Origin of the sequence: Kurthia sp. 11kri321, assembly GCF_001534765.1 — a bacterium.
Taxonomy (GTDB): Bacteria; Bacillota; Bacilli; order Bacillales_A; family Planococcaceae; genus Kurthia; species Kurthia gibsonii.
The window spans coordinates 1,879,390-1,897,943 of the sequence record NZ_CP013217.1 but is presented as its reverse complement, the minus strand read 5'-3'; the positions used below and the strand labels follow the sequence as shown (position 1 = coordinate 1,897,943).

Sequence of the window (18,554 nt, the reverse complement as noted above, 5' to 3'; positions counted from 1 at the left end):
TTTAGGTGATGGAATGAAAAGTTGGATTAAATTCTTCGCCATCTTCTTCGTCATGTTAGCAGTTGTATTAACAGTACTTGTAACAATTAAAGCGTATGCCCCTTACCATAGTGCTACACAAGAAGCGAAAGATGTTGTGTTGAAGGAACGATTATTAAAAACAGTTGATAAATCTTATGTATATAACAGTACAAACCACTATGTTACGGTTATTGGTAAAAATGATAAGAACCAATCAACAGCCGTGGTTTTGAATCAAGATCAATCAAAAGTTAAAAAAGAAGTCATTGAATTGTCAAAAGGTGTTACAGAAAAAGAAGCGATTAAGATAGCTACTGAAGGACAAAAAGTAAAAAAAGTGCTTCATGTCCATTTAGGTATTGAAAAGCCAGGTCCCGTTTGGGAAGTAGCATTCGAAAATAACCGAGATGAGCTCAATTATGTTTATGTGGTATTTGAAACAGGTCAATGGTGGAAAAAAATCACGAATTTATAATATTTCGAAAATAGAAATGCTCTCGTTTTTTGTATATAATAAAAGAGAATAAATCAAGAAGTAGATAGGCAACTATTTACTTAATCACAGATGTGATGGAGGATTCCCATGAAAAAAATTACAATTCAAGAAATGCCAAAACATGTTGGCGAAACAGTAAAAATTGGCGCTTGGCTTGCAAATAAGCGTTCAAGCGGTAAGATTGCTTTCTTACAATTACGTGATGGTACAGGATTTGTACAAGGCGTTGTTGTAAAAGCAGAAGTTTCTGAAGAAATGTTTGCAACAGCAAAAGGTCTTCATCAAGAAACTTCATTATATGTAATCGGTGAAGTAACAGAAGATACACGTTCATCATTCGGTTATGAATTACAAGTGAAGGACATCGAAGTGATTTCAGAATCACACGACTATCCAATCACACCAAAAGAGCATGGTACAGAGTTCTTAATGGACAACCGTCACTTATGGTTACGTTCAAAAAAACAACATGCAAAAATGAAAGTGCGTAACGAATTAATTCGTGCAACATACGAATTCTTTAATGACAATGGCTTCGTTAAAATGGATCCACCAATTTTAACAGCTTCAGCACCTGAAGGTACGTCAGAACTATTCCATACAAAATACTTTGATGAAGATGCATTCTTATCACAATCAGGTCAATTATATGCAGAAGCAGCAGCAATGGCATTAGGGAAAGTATTCTCATTCGGTCCAACATTCCGTGCTGAGAAATCAAAAACACGTCGTCACCTAATCGAGTTCTGGATGATTGAACCAGAAATGGCTTTTGTGGAACATGATGAGAGCTTAGAAGTACAAGAACAATTTGTATCGTATATCGTGCAATCTGTATTGAAAAACTGCAAACTAGAATTAGAAATTTTAGGTCGCGACCTTTCAAAATTAGAAAAAGTAAAAGCGCCATTCCCACGTATTTCATATGATGAAGCCATTGAATTCCTTCATAAAGAAGGTTTTGATGATATTAAATGGGGCGATGATTTCGGAGCGCCACATGAAACAGCGATTGCAAATCACTTTGATTTACCTGTTTTCATTACATGCTATCCAAAAGATATTAAACCATTCTACATGCAACCACATCCAGACCGCGATGATGTCGTGCTATGTGCCGATTTAATCGCTCCAGAAGGTTATGGTGAAATTATCGGTGGTTCTGAGCGTATTTGGGATTATGATTTATTAAAACAACGTATCCAAGAACATGGCTTAGATGAAGAAGCATACAACTGGTATTTAGAACTTCGTAAATACGGTTCTGTACCACACTCAGGTTTCGGTTTAGGGCTAGAACGTACAGTATCTTGGGTAACAGGTGCTGAACACGTGCGTGAAACCATTCCATTCCCACGTTTATTAAATCGTATTTACCCATAATAGAAGACGAAAGTTCATGTGATGTTAAGTCATATGAGCTTTTTCTTTTGAGAATTAAAGTATGCTATAAAAATAAAAAACAATTTAGTTGGAACACTGTACATTGTGCGTTAAAATAGAACAAAGATGAGTGAGCGTAATGAATACGCTTTAGAGTAGATGAGGAGGATTTTGTATTATGGAATTAAATGATTGGTTAAATACAAAGGTACCTGAAATTTCAAATGACTTGATTGAAATCAATCAAGACTATTTTGATTTAGAAAATTCAATTGGTTTTAAAGGACGCGACCGCATTTATCGTGTCATTGAAAGTTTCCGCATTGCGTTATTCCCAGGAATCTATGATCAAAAACCGATTGATGAAGTGCGTCTGAATGTCGCAATTAGTAATAATTTACGAAAAGCAGCGCTTGATTTACGTGATATTTTAGAAAAAGCGCTATTTTATAATAAAGAAGATGAAGATGTATGCGAAAACGTTGCACGTGAACGAGCAGATCAAATTGTTATTCAGTTGATGAACAAGTTTCCGGAAATTCGTCGTACATTACAGACAGATATTCAAGCAGCTTATAATGGCGACCCTGCTGCAACATCAACAGAAGAAATTCTACTGAGTTACCCATCTATTCAAGCGATTTGCATTCATCGTATTGCGCATGAACTATATAAATTAGATGTGAAAATTATTCCACGTATTATGTCAGAGTATGCACATGAATTAACAGGAATCGATATTCATCCAGGCGCATCCATTGGCGATTCATTCTTCATCGATCATGGTACAGGTGTTGTAATTGGTGAAACATGTACAATAGGTAACAATGTTAAAATCTATCAAGGTGTAACATTAGGTGCGCTTAGCTTCCCACTAGACGATGAAGGCAATCCAATTAAAGGAATTAAACGTCATCCTGACATCGAAGATAATGTCGTGATTTATGCGGGTGCAACGATTTTAGGTGGCAAAACAAAAATTGGTCATGATACCGTACTAGGCAGTAACATTTGGTTAACACATTCTGTTGTGCCACATTCGCGCGTATACCATTCACAACCTTCACCAAGTATTAACCAATCTGTAAATATTGAATATGAAATTTAAAAAAAGTAAGGAGGGGTAGTTCAGCTACCATACCTCCTTCTTTTTTATGAAAGGAAGTCAACTAATGAATTGGCAAGAAAAGCTATTACAATACCAACCTGTGAATGAACAAGAGGAGCGAGACTTAGCATCATTTCGCTATGCATTCACACACTTTCCAGATGTTTTAACACGTCAAAACCCAATTGCACATATGACAGTTTCAGCTTTTGTCGTGAATCAAGCACGTACACATGTATTAATGGTCTATCATAATATTTATCAATCATGGGCATGGACAGGAGGACATGCGGATGGTGAATCAGATTTTTTAGCTGTGGCATTAAGAGAAGTGCAAGAAGAAACAGGGGTAGAAGCAAAACCTGTTCAACAAGAGCCTATTTCGATTGAGCAACTAACGGTTTTAGGACATGTGAAAAAAGGGCAGTATGTATCAGAGCATTTACATATGAACGTCACGTATCTAGTTGAAGCAGATGACCAAGCGGCACTTGTTGTGTGTGAAGAGGAAAATAGTGATGTGGCGTGGATTGCATTTGATGAATTGAGTACATATTGTAAAGAAGAACATATGCTACCGATTTATAATAAAATCATTGCACAAATGAAGTAAAATAAGAAACAGACTAGGCATAAAAAAACTGGAACCGTGTTGTGGTGCGGTTCCAGTTTTTTCGTTGCGATAAAAAGGGAAGTGAAATGTTTGTGCCAGCCTGTTAAAAAAATTATTCAGCTGTAATGCGCATTTCTGTTGTCGCGTCAAAGAAGTGTGCTTTTTGTAATTGAATCGCAAGTGATAATGTTTGTCCAGATGACAGCTGTTCATTTGCGTCAATACGTGCGATAAAGTTTTGTTCTTCTAGTTGCGCATAAATCATAAATTCCGCACCCATTAATTCGGCTACATCAATCTTCACTTGAACTGTATGTTCTGGTAGTTGTTCTAGCATATTTTCTTCGTTATGAAAATCTTCTGGACGAATTCCTAAAATAATTTCTTGCTCGTTATAACCTTTGTCGTGTAGCAAAGTACGCTGTTCTGCAGTCAATGGTAGCTGTAATGTGCCCACTTGTACAAAATCACCTTGAATACGCGCTTTGAAAAAGTTCATAGCTGGTGAGCCAATAAAGCCAGCAACAAAGACATTCACAGGTTTTTCATATACTTCTTTTGGTGAACCCACTTGTTGAATGAGACCGTCTTTCATTACAACAAGACGTGTTGCCATCGTCATCGCTTCTGTTTGATCATGCGTTACATAAATTGTAGTGGTTTGTAAACGCTGATGTAACTTAATAATTTCTGCACGCATTTGTACACGTAATTTAGCATCTAAGTTCGATAAGGGTTCATCCATTAAAAATACTTTTGCATCGCGTACAATCGCACGACCAAGTGCCACACGTTGACGCTGACCTCCTGATAATGCTTTTGGTTTTCGTTCTAAATATTCTTCTAACCCTAAAATCTTCGCTGTTTCAGATACGCGACGTTTAATTTCTTCTTTTGGTAGTTTGCGCAGTTTTAAGCCAAATGCCATATTTTCATAAACCGTCATATGTGGATAGAGCGCATAGTTTTGGAACACCATCGCAATATCGCGATCTTTTGGTGGTAAATCATTTACACGTTCCCCATCAATGTAAAAGTCACCTTTTGAAATTTCTTCTAATCCTGCAATCATCCGAAGTGTTGTCGATTTTCCACAGCCAGATGGCCCAACAAAAACAATAAACTCCTTATCTTGAATTGCTAAATTGAAGTCCGTTACAGCCGTTACCTTCTTATCGTAAATTTTATAAATATTTTGTAATGTTAATTCAGCCATCATAGATCTCCTCTATGTTTAAATTCTATACATTTCGTATTCTATTATAGTCAAAGTACCTTTGAAATAGCAGTAATTTTAATTACGACATTTTTTTATTCTCAATTAAACGAGTAAAAGCTTTTAATTGAGATGGAAGTGTGCAAAAGTACATAAAATATAGGTTACATTAGTTAGTGAATGAGAATGTGTAAAATACGTCTAAAATATGACAATTTATAAGGATATAGAAGATGTATATAAAACTTTGGAAAATGCGTAAAATCAAGTATGTTCACTATTTCACTAGTAGCTTACGTGAAAAGTCTCACAAAGTTGTTCAGAGTGGGAAATGACTGTAAACACTTGGTTTTACTATATTCTTGGACAATGAATGAATAAATTTGTTAAGATATATGTATAAGGGTTGACATTGAAAGCCTTTTGTATGATAATTTTAATGTAAACAATAATAATTCTAATTAAGGATTTATTATTAATAATTGATTATATATCTAGGAGGAATTGAATATGTCATTAGTAAATAAAGAAATCGCACCATTCACTGCACAAGCATTCCAAAACGGTGAATTCAAAACAGTATCAGAAGAAACTTTAAAAGGTAAATGGGCTGTAGTATGCTTCTACCCAGCTGACTTTACATTCGTTTGCCCAACTGAACTAGAAGATTTACAAGCTGTATACGGCGAATTAAAATCTCTAGGTGCTGAAGTATATTCTGTATCAACTGATACACACTTCACCCATAAAGCTTGGCACGATCATTCAGAAGCGATTTCTAAAATCGAATACACAATGATTGGTGACCCAACACACACAATTTCTCGCAACTTCGACGTATTAGACGAAGAAGCAGGTCTTGCACAACGCGCTACTTTCTTAATCGATCCAGACGGTGTAGTACAAACTATGGAAATCAACAATGATGGTATCGGTCGTAACGCTTCTCAATTAATCGACAAGATTAAAGCAGCTAACTACGTACGTAACCACCCAGGTGAAGTATGCCCAGCGAAATGGAAAGAAGGCGAAGAAACATTAACGCCTAGCCTAGACCTAGTAGGTAAAATCTAATTTAACGCCACTGTAGTCATATAGGGCACTAGACAAGCGACAAACATCAGTCTACAGATTGGTATTTGTCGCTCTGTTTTTAGCAAAATTGCATAAATGTACGGAAAAATGAATCGTTTTATGGTTTGGCATCACTCTCTTACCTACCTGAAACGAAATGAAGAGGTGAAAATACTGCTGTGAAAGAGGGCATTCAACGTATATAGTTCCATCACTTTTGTGCAAAAAAATGATGGAAACATATAATTAGAAGTGAAAAAAGCAGCAGTTTCAATTATGTTATTAGACGATCAAATTAAAACACAACTAAAGCAATACCTTGCCATGTTAGAAGGAGACTTAGTTTTAAAAGTACATGTGGGCGAAGATGAAACATCAAAAAATATGTTAGAACTTGTTCAAACATTAGATGATATGTCACCACGTATTACAATTGAACATGCAGAATTAGAACGTACACCGAGTTTCAGCGTTAATCGTGTAGGTGAAGATACAGGTGTTATTTTTGCAGGTTTACCACTTGGTCATGAGTTCACGTCGCTTGTACTGGCGTTATTACAAGTAAGTGGCCGTGCACCAAAAATTGATGAATCAACAGTAAAACGTATTCAAGCGATTAAAGAGCCAATGAACTTTGAAACATATGTTAGTTTAACATGTCATAACTGTCCTGACGTTGTACAAGCGTTAAATATTATGTCTGTATTAAATCCAAATATTACACATACAATGATTGAAGGCGGCGCTTTCAAATCAGAAGTAGAAGAAAAAGAAATCATGGCTGTACCAGCAGTTTACCGTGATAAGGATTTCTTTGAAGGTGGTCGTATGACATTAGATGATATTCTAGATAAATTAGGTTCTACAGTTGATGCTGCCGAATTCAATGATAAAGAACCATTTGACGTGTTAGTAGTAGGTGGAGGTCCAGCAGGTGCAAGTGCAGCAGTTTATGCAGCACGTAAAGGTGTGCGTACGGGAATTGTTGCAGAACGCTTCGGTGGACAAGTAAATGATACAATGTCGATTGAAAATATTATCGGTATAAAAGCAACAGAAGGTCCAAAATTTGTTGCAAGTCTTGAAGCACATGTATTAGATTATCCAGTTGATGTGATGAAAGCACAACGTGTGAAAAATATTGAGAAGAAACAATTAATCGAAGTTGAATTAGAAAATGGTGCAGTTTTAAAAAGTAAAACTGTTATTCTATCAACAGGTGCTCGCTACCGTCAATTAGGCGTAAAGGGTGAGCAAGAATTTAAAAATAAAGGTGTAGCATATTGTCCACACTGTGATGGCCCATTATTCAAAGGTAAAGATGTAGCAGTAGTAGGCGGCGGTAACTCAGGTGTTGAAGCAGCAATCGATTTAGCTGGAATTGTGAACCATGTAACACTTCTACAAAACACAGGTGAGTTAATTGCAGATACAGTTCTACAAGAACGTTTACGTAGTTTACCAAATGTAACAATTATCACGAATGCTTTAACATCTGAAATTACAGGTGATCGTACAGTGAATGGTATTGAATATATCGATGCTGTAACGAAAGAAAAACATCATGTAGCACTTGATGGTGTATTCATTCAAATTGGTTTATTACCAAATACAGAATTCCTAGAAGGTTCTGTTCAATTGAATGAACGTGGAGAGATTGTTACAGATCGTAATGGAGCAACAGATATCGATGGTGTGTTTGCAGCAGGTGACTGTGCAAATAGTGCCTATAAACAAATCGTTATCTCAATTGGTGCAGGTGCAACAGCGGCATTGAGTGCATTTGATTACCTAATTCGTCATACAGAAGAGTTAGTAGAAGTATAATACTTTTCCATATTTAAGCATTAGAAAATAGGCTGGACATAAGTGTAAAAAATACTATCCTATATGAGCATAAAAAAACTGGAATCGTGCTGTGGCGCGATTCCAGTTTTTTGTTGCGAACGCTAAAAAGAGAAGTGAAATGTTATGTTCTAGCCTAGTTTATATTATAAATATTTCTCTTCTACTAGAATTAATTTACTTACCTTTTCTTGTGAAGAAACAAATGCATACGATAATTCACCGTATTTTTCTGTTTTCACAAAACAATGTTCTTTTTGAATTGTCCACTGGTCATTCTTTTTTTTACATTGAATTTTTTGTGGATCAATTCCACGAAATCCTAGTGAACGCCATTTAGAATAAGCCTCTTTAATTAACCAAAGTTGTTGAGCTTCTTGTTTGAAAATTTTTTGTTCGTATGAACTCATAAAGTACTCAGTTCCTTCTAAAAGAGGTTGTTGTAACTCTAAATCTACCCCGATTTTACAATTAGAGTAGGCAACCATCACATATCCTTCGCAATGTGAAATACTGACATAATAAGGACTGTCAGGTAAATAAGGTTGCCCATCTTTCGTTTGTCCAATACCATCGACACCTAGATATTTTTTAATTATAATACGTGCAATCAAAGATTCATATGCACGCTTAAAAGAAGTAAACTTGCGTACATAAGAACGTTCATCAGCCGTTAATAATGGAAAAAAACTTCTGAAAATCGATTTATTGTATGAAATAGGGGTTAATAGTATTTTCATTTTTTTATCTCCGGAAAATAGTGTTGCTGAATTGCTTGTTGAATCATATGTTCAAAGAATGTTTCATCAGGTTTAGGACAAACTAATTGGTTTTGTGTCATAAACAATTCGGATTGTGGACATGCATATAATAGGGATGAATTTTTTGCGCCATCACCTTCTAAGCCAGCCATAGCCAGAGCAAGACCTTCAGCATCTTTTTTAGAATCATCATATAAGAAGTTAATAAACTCTTGTTCATCTACAAGTTCGATTGTATAACCGAATTTTCTAAAGTGTTGTAAAACATCTTTGAATGAAATCAGCGTTGTATTGCAAATGTTGTAAATTCCACCGATTGTATCGTTTGAAAGAGCGATATTTGTAATTAAAGAACTTGCGTAATCAACCATTGTAAAGTCCATCATGGAGTTTACATTCGGTGCTTTTTCTAATAAAATAAATGATTTAAACATACGATATACAGCATTTGAATCAATATTTTTTTGGAATATTCCTGTAGTTGATTGGCAAGAAATATTACCAGGACGATAAATTGTAACAGGAAGACCTTCTGTATGAGCTTGTTGTAACAATTTTTCAGATGCTAACTTACTATTTGTATAAAGACTTTCAACATCAGGGGCATCTAAAATGGAGTCTTTTGTTAAGAAATCGTCCCATTTACCTTCAGATGCTAAATCTTCTTGAATACCTAATGTCGAAACATAATGGAAGCGAATCTCTGTACATTGTTTTGCGAAATCAATTAAATAGGCAGTGCTATCAATATTTGTCTTTTTAAAGTGCTCTGCATCACCAAAGTGACGTACGTCTGCTCCACAGTGAATAAGTGCTTGTACATTTGTTTGTAACCACATAAGATCTTCAGAACTTGCGCCTAAGTTAGGTTGTGTGAAGTCACCTAAAATAATACGTAAAGAAGTATTTCGTAAAAGTTCTTCCATTGGTTGGCTTGGTTCATAATAGCGTAACTGCTCAAGGATACGTTTTAAACCATGCTCTTTTGATGTTGCACGCACAAGTACGGAAACTTCCGTAACCTCAGGATGTTTTAATAGGTCGATTAGTAAGTGTGCACCTAGATAGCCTGTAGCACCTGTTAATAAGATCGATTGCTGTGTAATCGGTTTGAAAACAGTCATGCTGTGTAATGATTTTGGATGCTCAAACAGTTCTTTTTGTTTCGTCTCTTTTACAACTTCTTCTTGAGTTTCAGCAGTACGTACATAATTAGCAAGTGCTTGAACTGTACGATATTCAAAGAAATCATTAATTTTCAACATAGGGAATTGCTTTTTCAATTGTGTTAAGATTGCTAAAACTTTTAATGAATGACCACCAATTTCAAAGAAATCTTCATTTGTGCCAATGTCTTGTTGTAATAATACATCTTGCCATGCTTTTAAAATGATAGCTTCTTCATCATTTACTGGAGCTAATTGATTCTCTGTATGCTTCACTTGAACTTGCACATCTAATTCACGCTCTTTTAAAGCAGTACGATTAATTTTTCCACTTGGTAATAGAGGGAATTCTTCAAGCTCAATCACATAAGCAGGCAACATATATGCTGGAACTTGTTGTTTTAAAGCATCTACTACCTGTTCAGTTGAATAAGTAACCCCATCTTTTACCTGATAGTATGCCACGATGGATAGATCACCTTGAATCTCTTTTGCGATTATCGCACCATCTGTAATTTCAGGTATTGCAAGAAGATGTTCTTCGATTTCTCCCAGTTCAACACGATATCCACGTATTTTAACTTGCGTATCTTTTCTTCCAACAAATTCAATTTGACCATTCGGTAGTAAACGTACTAAATCGCCACTTCGATACATTCTATTTTCACTATGAGGTGTCATTACAAATACTTCATCTGTTTTTTCAGGAAGATGTAAGTAGCCTTCAGCTAGAGCAGTTGTCTCAATATATAGTTCACCTGTAACGCCTATTGGACAATAAGCCATCCCATCATTTAAGACATGTACACGATAATTCGGTAAAGGCGTTCCAATTGGGATTGTCATCAGATCCTTTGGTAACAGTGTGTCGATTGTATAAGTCGTCGTTAAAACAGAACATTCTGTAGGGCCATATACATTTTTTAAAGGAATAAGACCGAATTTTTCTTGGAAAAGTCGAACCGTATCTAAAGGAAGTGTTTCACCACCTACACCAAAACATTGTAGACGTTGTAATTTTTCGATGTCTTCTTCAGTCGCAAATAGAAGATACTGTTTTAAAGCACTCATTGGAACCATCATGATATAGTCAATGCGATGTTCATGAATTGCTTCTGCAAATAAAGAAATATCGAGTCGCTCTTCTTTGGATAACATATACAGTGTATTCCCGTGGAAAATCATCGGACATAATTCAAGTAAAGATGCATCAAATGTGAGTGTATAAAATTGAGTTAAAATATGATGCTCCGAAAATCCATAGGTTTCTTTTTCAGCATAAGCAAATGTTGCGATACTTTTATGTGGTATTTTCACACCCTTTGGTCTACCGGTAGAGCCAGAAGTGTAGATAATATAGGCGAGATCAGTTGGTTTGACCGTTGGCTTTTTCACAAGTGTTTTTTCTTCGATTTGAGTATACAGTGCCATTGGAATTTGTTCATCCCAAGTAATTGCTTTTTCAGTAGTAATCACATCTGTTAATACGAATTTTGCTTGTGTGTCTTTTAAGATGTACTCATTTCGTTCGTCAGGATTATCAGGACTAAGTGGTACATAAATGGCTCCAGCTTTCATTACGCCTAACATAGAAATAATCGCTTCCATGCTGCGTTGCATATAAACTGCAACATAATCACCTACTTGAATCCCTTTCTCTATTAATAGTTGAGCAATACTATCTGCTTGTATTTGAATCTCTGAAAAAGTAAGTGTTTTTGTTGCATCTTGTAAAGCAACTTTTTGTGGATACTTTTGTGCCGTCTGATCAAATACATCGTGCATTGTTTGATCGATTGGTGTATCTCGTTCTGTCTGGTTTAATTTTTGATAAAGCTGATGTTCCCATGCAGTCATAAGATTGATTTGAGCAATTTTAATATTCGGATTCTCTAAAATCGCTGCCAAAATAATAGTGTAATACTGTTCATAACGTTCGAAATTTTTTTCGTTTAAAAAGCATGTGTAACTTTCAAAATGATAATTATTTGAAGAAAAGACCAATTTTAAGTCGTTTGACAGATGTTCAGTAGATTCTAAAACAACTTGTTTATAAATTTCATCAGCTGTTGAATCTTGAGAAAAAGCCATATGAACCACAGATTGTTTTTGGTCTAATTCAATTGCAAGTTCAATAGAGTCTTCATTTGTTAAGCGGTTCATCCAAATACCAAAAGCTGTAATATGCCATTGGATTGAATAATCTAAATTTTTTTTAGCAGATTGATACGTCGAGACATCTGAACGAAAAGATGTATCAATAGGGAATAGAGAATTTTGCGTGATTTTCAAATCTTGTTGTAAAGTAACCAAGTTAATAAACCTCCAATTTTTCATAATTCATACAGTTATATTGTGAAAAAGGGTGAGAGATCTTTCAATCTCTCACCATGTTTTGTTAGCTTTTCACATCAGAAACTAATTGTTCTAATTCAGATACGATATCATTCATTGTTTTTGTTGACTCAACAATTTTACTAAATGAAACTTGTTGATTACGAATGTTGTGTTTGATTTTTTGACTTGCATCACTATTTTCAGTTGATGTATGTGCAAGTTGTTCAAAAATTGCAGCTACTTCCTCGTTTTCAGCAGCGATTTCTTCAATTGCGGCTGATACTTCCTGGATACTACTTGAAACATGTGATGTTTGTGACAGAATATCTTGGAAAATGGCGCCCATATTTCCAACTAATAATGAACTTTCAGAAACAAGAGCAGCTTCTGTACGGAATGATTGTACAGCTTTTTCTGTTTCTACTTGTACATCTTGGATGAGTGTCTCAATTTGTTTAGCTGATTTTGAAGATTGTTCAGCTAATTTACGGACTTCGTCTGCCACTACAGCAAACCCCTTACCATGTTCACCGGCACGTGCAGCTTCAATTGCAGCATTTAATGATAATAAATTCGTTTGATCCGCAATATCTGTAATTAATTGAACAATACTGCTAATTTCTAATGAACGATTTTTAAGTGATGAGACATTACTCTCAGAACGTTGAGAAGAATCTTTTAGTTTTACCATTTGATTTTTCAACACATTAATTGCTTCTGTACCTGCTTTTGCATGGTCTTCTGTTGTGAGGGATAACTCTGTTACGTTCATAACATTATTTGTAATGGAGTCTACAGAACGAGAAAGTTCTTGAATTGAAGTCAGAACTTCAGTAGTAGATTCGTTTTGATTTTGTAATCGACCTGTAATTTTATCTGTGTAGTTTGTAATTTCTTCTAATGTTTGATTCACTTCATCAGCTTCTTTATAAAGGCTATTTGCTTGAATACTAGAAGCAGTTGATGATGAACGAATGGAATCTAACATACCACCAATTGTTTCACTCATTGTATTGAATTGCTTCGATAATTGTCCTAATTCATCATTTCCTTCTTTTAAACGAACAGAATAGTCACCTTCACTTACAAGAGCCATACTTTCTTTCATCTCTGTAATAGGACGGAATAGCTTGCTCATAAATGCGTATTGAATAGCACATACGAGTAATAGTAGTCCAATTAAAATGAAAATGGTTGTTTTGATTTTTTTATATTCACCATTTAAATAAGAACTTGCATCAAAATCGACCCCGTAATACGCAAACATTTCACCATTCTCATCAAAAAGTGGCTTTAAAACCGTCATCCATGTACCAAAATCATCAGAATAAATATCTGAAATTGTTTGTTGTTTTGTTTTTTTCATGTCGGCAATTGCGTCTGCAATCACTTTTGGTTGTGTATAGATATCGCCAATATGTAAATCTGACTTATCGAAATCATCCATTAAGAAGGTGGGGCCAGATATAACACTAGTACCCGCTCCATTCTCCAATTCCACTCCAAAAATATAACCTTGTGCAACTTGAGGTTGATATTGAGCTAGACGATCAAAGTGAGCCACTATTTCTTTTTGAATATTTTCGTCTTTAGTTTGAACTAATTTTTCTACATCTTCTGTTTTAATATCTTGTGACCAAGCTTTTACTGTATCTTTTGATACATTTGTAAGTCGATCGACAGTCGCATTCATACTCATAAAATAGTTAATAGTTGTCAAAATAATAGCTACTAAAATCGTAATAATTGAAGCGAATAAAATATTTTTCATTTTTAAAGATAATTTTCTCATGTTTACTCCTTTTTTGCATACATTTTATTGTAGTACTAATATAACATTACGGTCACTAAAAGTTAATACTTTATGCTCATTTGGAAAATTCGAAAAAAAATAAAAAATGGTATTTGTATAATTTAATGGATTTAAAAAGCATTATAATTATTTTTTTGGTGTAAAAATAAGTGTTTTTTAATATAAAACAAGGAAGAAAAATCCATTAAAACAATAAAAAAACAATGAAAATTTTTTAACGTAAGTAAATAAAATGATTTTTTTAGTTAAAAAAACACAAAAAAAGAACTTTCCTCTAATTAATGAGTCAAAGTTCTGTAAGTGAAAAATTAATATTTTAAGATAGTTGATTAGATATTTCAAAAAAGTTTTTATAAATCGCTGTATAAATTTTTTGAGAGAGTACTGGGTTATGAATAATTGCAATAATACCCTTGTATAGAACATCTTGGTTAGGTTTTTCTATATGAATCAATTCAGATAGAATTTCTTTTTCTGTAGTATTCATCCGTCCTCTTAAATTCATGCTATTTAACCATGTAGAGAGTGATAAAATCATATATGGATTAGCTAATTTAGCGATTTTTTGATGTTGTTCTTCTTTTAATAGTACTCGTCTAATATATGGGTTTAAATCTTTTTCGTTTTCTAAGAAAGAATGAATATCCATAGATAATAACATAGATTGTTTTGATAGTTGACCAAGGTTTGTTGGCTCCATACCATATAAATTTACAGGTTTTTTCTGTTGTTCGTCGAGTTGTGTTAATAAGATGTTTAGCTGTTTGGATAACTTGCCCAATTCATCTTCACTTTCCTTTAAACGAACAGAATAATCCCCTTTGTTCAAACGAGCGATTTTCTTTTGCATAATCGTAATCGGTCTAAATAGTCGATTCATAAAGATAAGCTGTATTAAACAAACAACAAGTAAAAGAACAACTAAAATAATAATCGTTGTTTTAATTTTATTATATTCGCCTAAAAGATATGCATTAGCATCAAAGTCTATTCCGTAATAGGCGAACATTTCACCATCTTTATTAAATAAAGGCTTTAAGACCGTAATCCATGTACCAAAACGATCGGTATAAATTTTAGAGTATGTTTGTTTTTTCGTTATTTTCATCTCAGCAATGGCATCGGCAATGACTTGTGGTTGTGTATAAAAGTCACCAATTAATAAGTCCGATTTTTCAAAGGCTTCCATGAGGAATGTTGGGCCTGAGATGACACTTGTTTGACTCCCATTACGCAACTCGACACCAAATAAATAGCCTTGAGCAACTTGCGGTTGGTAATTGGCTAATTTATCAAATTTTGCAATCATTTTTTTTTGTAGTTCTTCATCTTGTGTTGCAACAAGTTTTTCGACATCCGATGTTAATACTTCTTTTGACCATGCTTTCATCGTACGTTCTGAATCTGTAGAGAGACGACTCACTGTTGCATTCATATTCATGTAGTAGTTAATGGAAGTAATGATTAAAGAGACTAAAATCGTAATAATCGATGCAAATAAAATACTTTTAGATTTTAATGACAAATATTTCATTGAATCTCCCTTGTCTCGTGGAATAATAATATACATAACCATACCACTTTATACTAAAGAAGTTAATACTTTCGGTTCAATTTTCACTAATTAAAATAAAACAAAAAGTGTACAAATAAAATGATTAGCATGGTACATATTACTTTACGAAATTGATAGGATTTGATGCATACAAAAGATTTATAAGCATAAAAAGTAAAAACCCTTAGAATAATACATAATTCAATCATTCTAAGGGTTCTTTAGTTTTAAATTATTTTATATTAAAAATTTGAGGTGAGTTAAAGTGAAATAGGCTGTTTTTTAATCTGGCTTCTTAATTGCTTTGCAGCACTTACCATATTTTTTAGTGCGTCAACGGTTTCTTTTTCGCGACGTGTTTTAAGTCCGCAGTCTGGATTAATCCAAAATCTTTCTTTTGGAATGATATTCAAACTATCTTCTAAAATCGTATACATTTCTTCTACACTCGGTACCCGTGGACTATGAATATCATATACACCTAAACCAATACCATATGGATAAGGTGTATGTTGCAATGAGTGAATTAATTCACCGTGACTACGTGAAGTTTCTAGTGAAATAACATCTGCATCTAGTGCAACAATCGGTTCAATAAAATCATTAAATTCACAATAGCACATGTGTGTATGAATTTGCGTACTTGGTTGAACGGCAGCTGTAGCTAATTTAAATGCATTAATTGACCAATCTAGGTAATCTTGTTGACGCGACTGTCGTAATGGTAAACCTTCTCGTAAGGCAGGTTCATCGACTTGAATGATTTGGATACCACTTTCTTCGAGTGCAAGAATCTCTTTTTTAAGTGCAAGTGCAATTTGGATAGCGACTTTACTACGTTCGATGTCATCACGTACAAATGACCAATTTAAAATGGTGACCGGTCCTGTTAACATTCCTTTGACTAAACGATCTGTTTGTTCTTGAGCATCTATTGTTTCTTTAACAGTCATCGGTTCAAGCCATTCAATATCGCCATAAATAATAGGGGGTTTTACACAACGCGAACCGTAAGATACAACCCAAGCTTTTTTAGTAAATGCAAAACCAGCTAGTTTTTCTCCGAAATATTCCACCATATCTGTTCGTTCAAATTCACCATGAACTAATACATCTAAATCTAAATCTTCTTGAATTTTAATCCAGCGATTTGTTTCTGCACGTAATTGAGTTTCATAAAGCTCTGTTGAAATTTCTTTTTTACGCCATTGCGAACGTATTTTTTTGATTTTTTCTGATTGTGGAAAGCTTCCAATAGTTGTTGTTGGAAAATCAGGTAAGTGTAATCTGTTTTTTTGTGTAATAATACGTTCTTCGAAAAGCTGTGAACGATTAAAATCTTTCTTGTTAAGTTGTTTGATTTCTTGTGCAACAGTCGAGTTATTCCGAGATACATCGGTAGCAAGTTTTTCAATAACCATTAAATTTTCTTTTATTATAGATGGGGTTTCAAAAGATTGATTACGAATATAATAAGTGATATGACGCAATTCATCTAATTTTTCATCTGCAAATGCAAGTGCATTATATAAGACAGTTGGCAATGCTTTTTCAGCAGCGGTTGTGACAGGTGAATGTTGCAAATTACAAGAAGGTTGTAGCCACAATGCTTTTGGCGAAACTAATTGTAAGATAGCTTCAACTTTTTGTGTGACCTCTTTTAAAGGGCTGACCCAAATATCACGACCATTAATAATACCAGCAGCTAATACTTTATTTCCTGGGAAACTGTATTGCTTGATTGCTTGTAAATTATCTTTGTATCCATGAACAAAATCCAATCCAATACCTGCTACAGGTAGTTGTACAATTCTTTCGTATTGTGGAATTGCTTCAAAATAAGTGGAAATCATTAAATTCGCACCTGGTACATGATCAGCTAATTGTTGATAAATCACATCAATTAATTGTAGTTGTTCTTCGTCTAACTCTTGCGTGAACATTGGTTCTTCAAGTTGAATCCATTCAGCTCCTGCATCTACAAGTTGTTGAATTACTTGTTCGTAAAGTGGTAATAGTTGCAAAATAAAAGATGCGACTGTTTTTTCACAATAGCCTTTTGTTAGCTGAATAAAAGAGTATGGACCAATAAATGTTGGTTTTGGAGTTGTTGATAATACAGATTTTGCTTCATTGAATAAATCAAGTAAGTAGTTGTATCCTAATGATAGTTTTTGTTGTTCGTATTCTGGAACGATGTAATGATAGTTCGTATTAAACCATTTCGTCATTTCGCACGCAATTGTTGTGTCTGAGCCACGTGCCATCGCATAATATGTTTTCAATGAAGGTTCTGATTCTAATGTATGATATCTCTCGGGAATTAGGCGGAACATAAAAGCTAAATCTAACATACGATCATAATAAGTAAAGTCCCCGACTGTTATTTGTTCAATTCCTTTATCTTGTTGTTTTAGTAAATTTGCTATGCGTTGATTTTTTAATTCTTTTTCAAATTGACTTTCTGAAAGTTGTTGATTCCAAAATTGTTCTACTGTTCTTTTCCATTCGCGGTTTTCACCAATATATGGATATCCAATCGTTGTACTTGATACAGTTGTCATTATAAAAACCTCCTTTTGAATTTACATAAACCAAAATAAAAAGACTATTTCTTAAAGGAAATAGTCTGAAGCGTTATCTATGCATACTGAAAAAGAGGAATAATTTCCCCGTCTATGCGCACAGAACACCACCTATCTCCACGTAGGTATTTGGTGTGTACTAGAAGATGGCTGGTCTCCTGACTTATGTTCAACATTTTTCAAGCCTTCCCATTAAAGAACAGTGGCGTTGTTTGAAAAACTCCCAATTACAGTTGCGGGACAGTGGCGAATTTACATCGCTCTTCCCATTTAAACTTATTTTCATAAGTACCATTTCTTACACGTTATGTAATTAGAGATTACTATAACATAAAAATATTAGAATAAAAAGAAAAAGAGGAATATTCAGAAAAATATACAACTATTTCATCTGAGAGATTTAATTATTAGAAAGAAGTTAGGAAATAAAAAAGTAATGTATCTTAAACATGAAGAAGTGAACCAATAGGAACGTGTAGAAAACCACCTTCAGCAAAAATAGCTTGAGCTGAAAATTTTATAGGAAAGTAGTGATTAGAAGTTTGAATTTATATCCACATGCTACTGACTTAATGTAACGG

The 18,554-nt window shown here is 34.3% G+C and carries 12 protein-coding genes and 1 riboswitch; of the genes, 6 read left to right on the top strand and 6 right to left on the bottom strand.

The features are described 5' to 3' along the window. The first annotated feature begins 13 nt into the window (after positions 1–13). The 4 genes from ASO14_RS09635 to ASO14_RS09620 all read left to right on the top strand — a co-directional run bounded on the left by ASO14_RS09635 (position 14) and on the right by ASO14_RS09620 (position 3,621). Complete coding sequence (locus tag ASO14_RS09635; protein ID WP_068454352.1) at positions 14–496, top strand: cell wall elongation regulator TseB-like domain-containing protein; 483 nt, start codon at positions 14–16, stop codon at positions 494–496. 108 nt (positions 497–604) lie between these two features. Next, on the top strand, positions 605–1,900 hold the full coding sequence (gene asnS, locus ASO14_RS09630; RefSeq protein ID WP_068454349.1) for an asparagine--tRNA ligase: 1,296 nt from the start codon (positions 605–607) through the stop codon (positions 1,898–1,900). 178 nt (positions 1,901–2,078) lie between these two features. After that, positions 2,079–3,008: a serine O-acetyltransferase EpsC gene (gene epsC / locus ASO14_RS09625; RefSeq protein ID WP_068454346.1), complete on the top strand. Its 930-nt coding sequence runs from the start codon at positions 2,079–2,081 to the stop codon at positions 3,006–3,008. Positions 3,009–3,072: 64 nt separating this feature from the next. After that, positions 3,073–3,621, top strand: coding sequence for an NUDIX hydrolase (locus ASO14_RS09620; RefSeq protein WP_068457463.1), 549 nt, complete (start codon positions 3,073–3,075; stop codon positions 3,619–3,621). Between the two features lie 112 nt (positions 3,622–3,733). On the opposite strand, the gene ASO14_RS09615 is transcribed toward ASO14_RS09620, so the two are convergent. Further along, a complete protein-coding gene (locus tag ASO14_RS09615; RefSeq protein ID WP_068454343.1) occupies positions 3,734–4,837 on the bottom strand; it encodes an ABC transporter ATP-binding protein in 1,104 nt (367 codons plus the stop codon). Positions 4,838–5,347: 510 nt separating this feature from the next. Between ASO14_RS09615 and ahpC the strand changes: the two genes are divergently transcribed. Then, a complete protein-coding gene (gene ahpC, locus ASO14_RS09610) occupies positions 5,348–5,911 on the top strand; it encodes an alkyl hydroperoxide reductase subunit C (protein ID WP_068454340.1) in 564 nt (187 codons plus the stop codon). A 276-nt stretch (positions 5,912–6,187) separates the two neighbouring features. After that, entirely contained in the window at positions 6,188–7,738 is a 1,551-nt protein-coding gene (gene ahpF / locus ASO14_RS09605) for an alkyl hydroperoxide reductase subunit F (protein WP_068457453.1), read from the top strand. A 164-nt stretch (positions 7,739–7,902) separates the two neighbouring features. On the opposite strand, the gene ASO14_RS09600 is transcribed toward ahpF, so the two are convergent. The 5 genes from ASO14_RS09600 to metE form a co-directional block, all read right to left on the bottom strand. Continuing rightward, the gene (locus tag ASO14_RS09600) at positions 7,903–8,496 is read right to left on the bottom strand and encodes a 4'-phosphopantetheinyl transferase family protein (protein WP_068454337.1); all 594 of its coding nucleotides are present in this window, start codon (positions 8,494–8,496) and stop codon (positions 7,903–7,905) included. Then, entirely contained in the window at positions 8,493–11,996 is a 3,504-nt protein-coding gene (locus ASO14_RS09595) for a non-ribosomal peptide synthetase family protein (RefSeq protein ID WP_068454334.1), read from the bottom strand. The genes ASO14_RS09600 and ASO14_RS09595 overlap by 4 nt, the downstream gene beginning before the upstream one ends. An 85-nt stretch (positions 11,997–12,081) precedes the next feature. Next, positions 12,082–13,812, bottom strand: a complete 1,731-nt coding sequence (locus ASO14_RS09590) for a methyl-accepting chemotaxis protein (protein ID WP_068454331.1) — start codon at positions 13,810–13,812, stop codon at positions 12,082–12,084. A gap of 337 nt (positions 13,813–14,149) precedes the next feature. Then, positions 14,150–15,367, bottom strand: coding sequence for a HAMP domain-containing protein (locus ASO14_RS09585; RefSeq protein WP_165442681.1), 1,218 nt, complete (start codon positions 15,365–15,367; stop codon positions 14,150–14,152). 281 nt (positions 15,368–15,648) lie between these two features. Continuing rightward, positions 15,649–17,952 (bottom strand): 5-methyltetrahydropteroyltriglutamate--homocysteine S-methyltransferase, encoded by a 2,304-nt coding sequence (gene metE / locus ASO14_RS09580; protein ID WP_068454324.1) that lies wholly within the window; start codon positions 17,950–17,952, stop codon positions 15,649–15,651. A 152-nt stretch (positions 17,953–18,104) separates the two neighbouring features. After that, positions 18,105–18,284: riboswitch (cobalamin riboswitch) on the bottom strand. Between the last annotated feature and the right edge of the window lie 270 nt (positions 18,285–18,554).

Bases quoted from the DNA above. Each gene is read 5' to 3' on its own strand.
- ASO14_RS09635 (WP_068454352.1), top strand. From the start codon at position 14: ATGAAAAGTTGGATTAAATTCTTCGCCATCTTCTTCGTCATGTTAGCA.
- asnS (WP_068454349.1), top strand. From the start codon at position 605: ATGAAAAAAATTACAATTCAAGAAATGCCAAAACATGTTGGCGAAACA.
- epsC (WP_068454346.1), top strand. From the start codon at position 2,079: ATGGAATTAAATGATTGGTTAAATACAAAGGTACCTGAAATTTCAAAT.
- ASO14_RS09620 (WP_068457463.1), top strand. From the start codon at position 3,073: ATGAATTGGCAAGAAAAGCTATTACAATACCAACCTGTGAATGAACAA.
- ASO14_RS09615 (WP_068454343.1), bottom strand. From the start codon at position 4,837: ATGGCTGAATTAACATTACAAAATATTTATAAAATTTACGATAAGAAG.
- ahpC (WP_068454340.1), top strand. From the start codon at position 5,348: ATGTCATTAGTAAATAAAGAAATCGCACCATTCACTGCACAAGCATTC.
- ahpF (WP_068457453.1), top strand. From the start codon at position 6,188: ATGTTATTAGACGATCAAATTAAAACACAACTAAAGCAATACCTTGCC.
- ASO14_RS09600 (WP_068454337.1), bottom strand. From the start codon at position 8,496: ATGAAAATACTATTAACCCCTATTTCATACAATAAATCGATTTTCAGA.
- ASO14_RS09590 (WP_068454331.1), bottom strand. From the start codon at position 13,812: ATGAGAAAATTATCTTTAAAAATGAAAAATATTTTATTCGCTTCAATT.
- ASO14_RS09585 (WP_165442681.1), bottom strand. From the start codon at position 15,367: ATGAAATATTTGTCATTAAAATCTAAAAGTATTTTATTTGCATCGATT.
- metE (WP_068454324.1), bottom strand. From the start codon at position 17,952: ATGACAACTGTATCAAGTACAACGATTGGATATCCATATATTGGTGAA.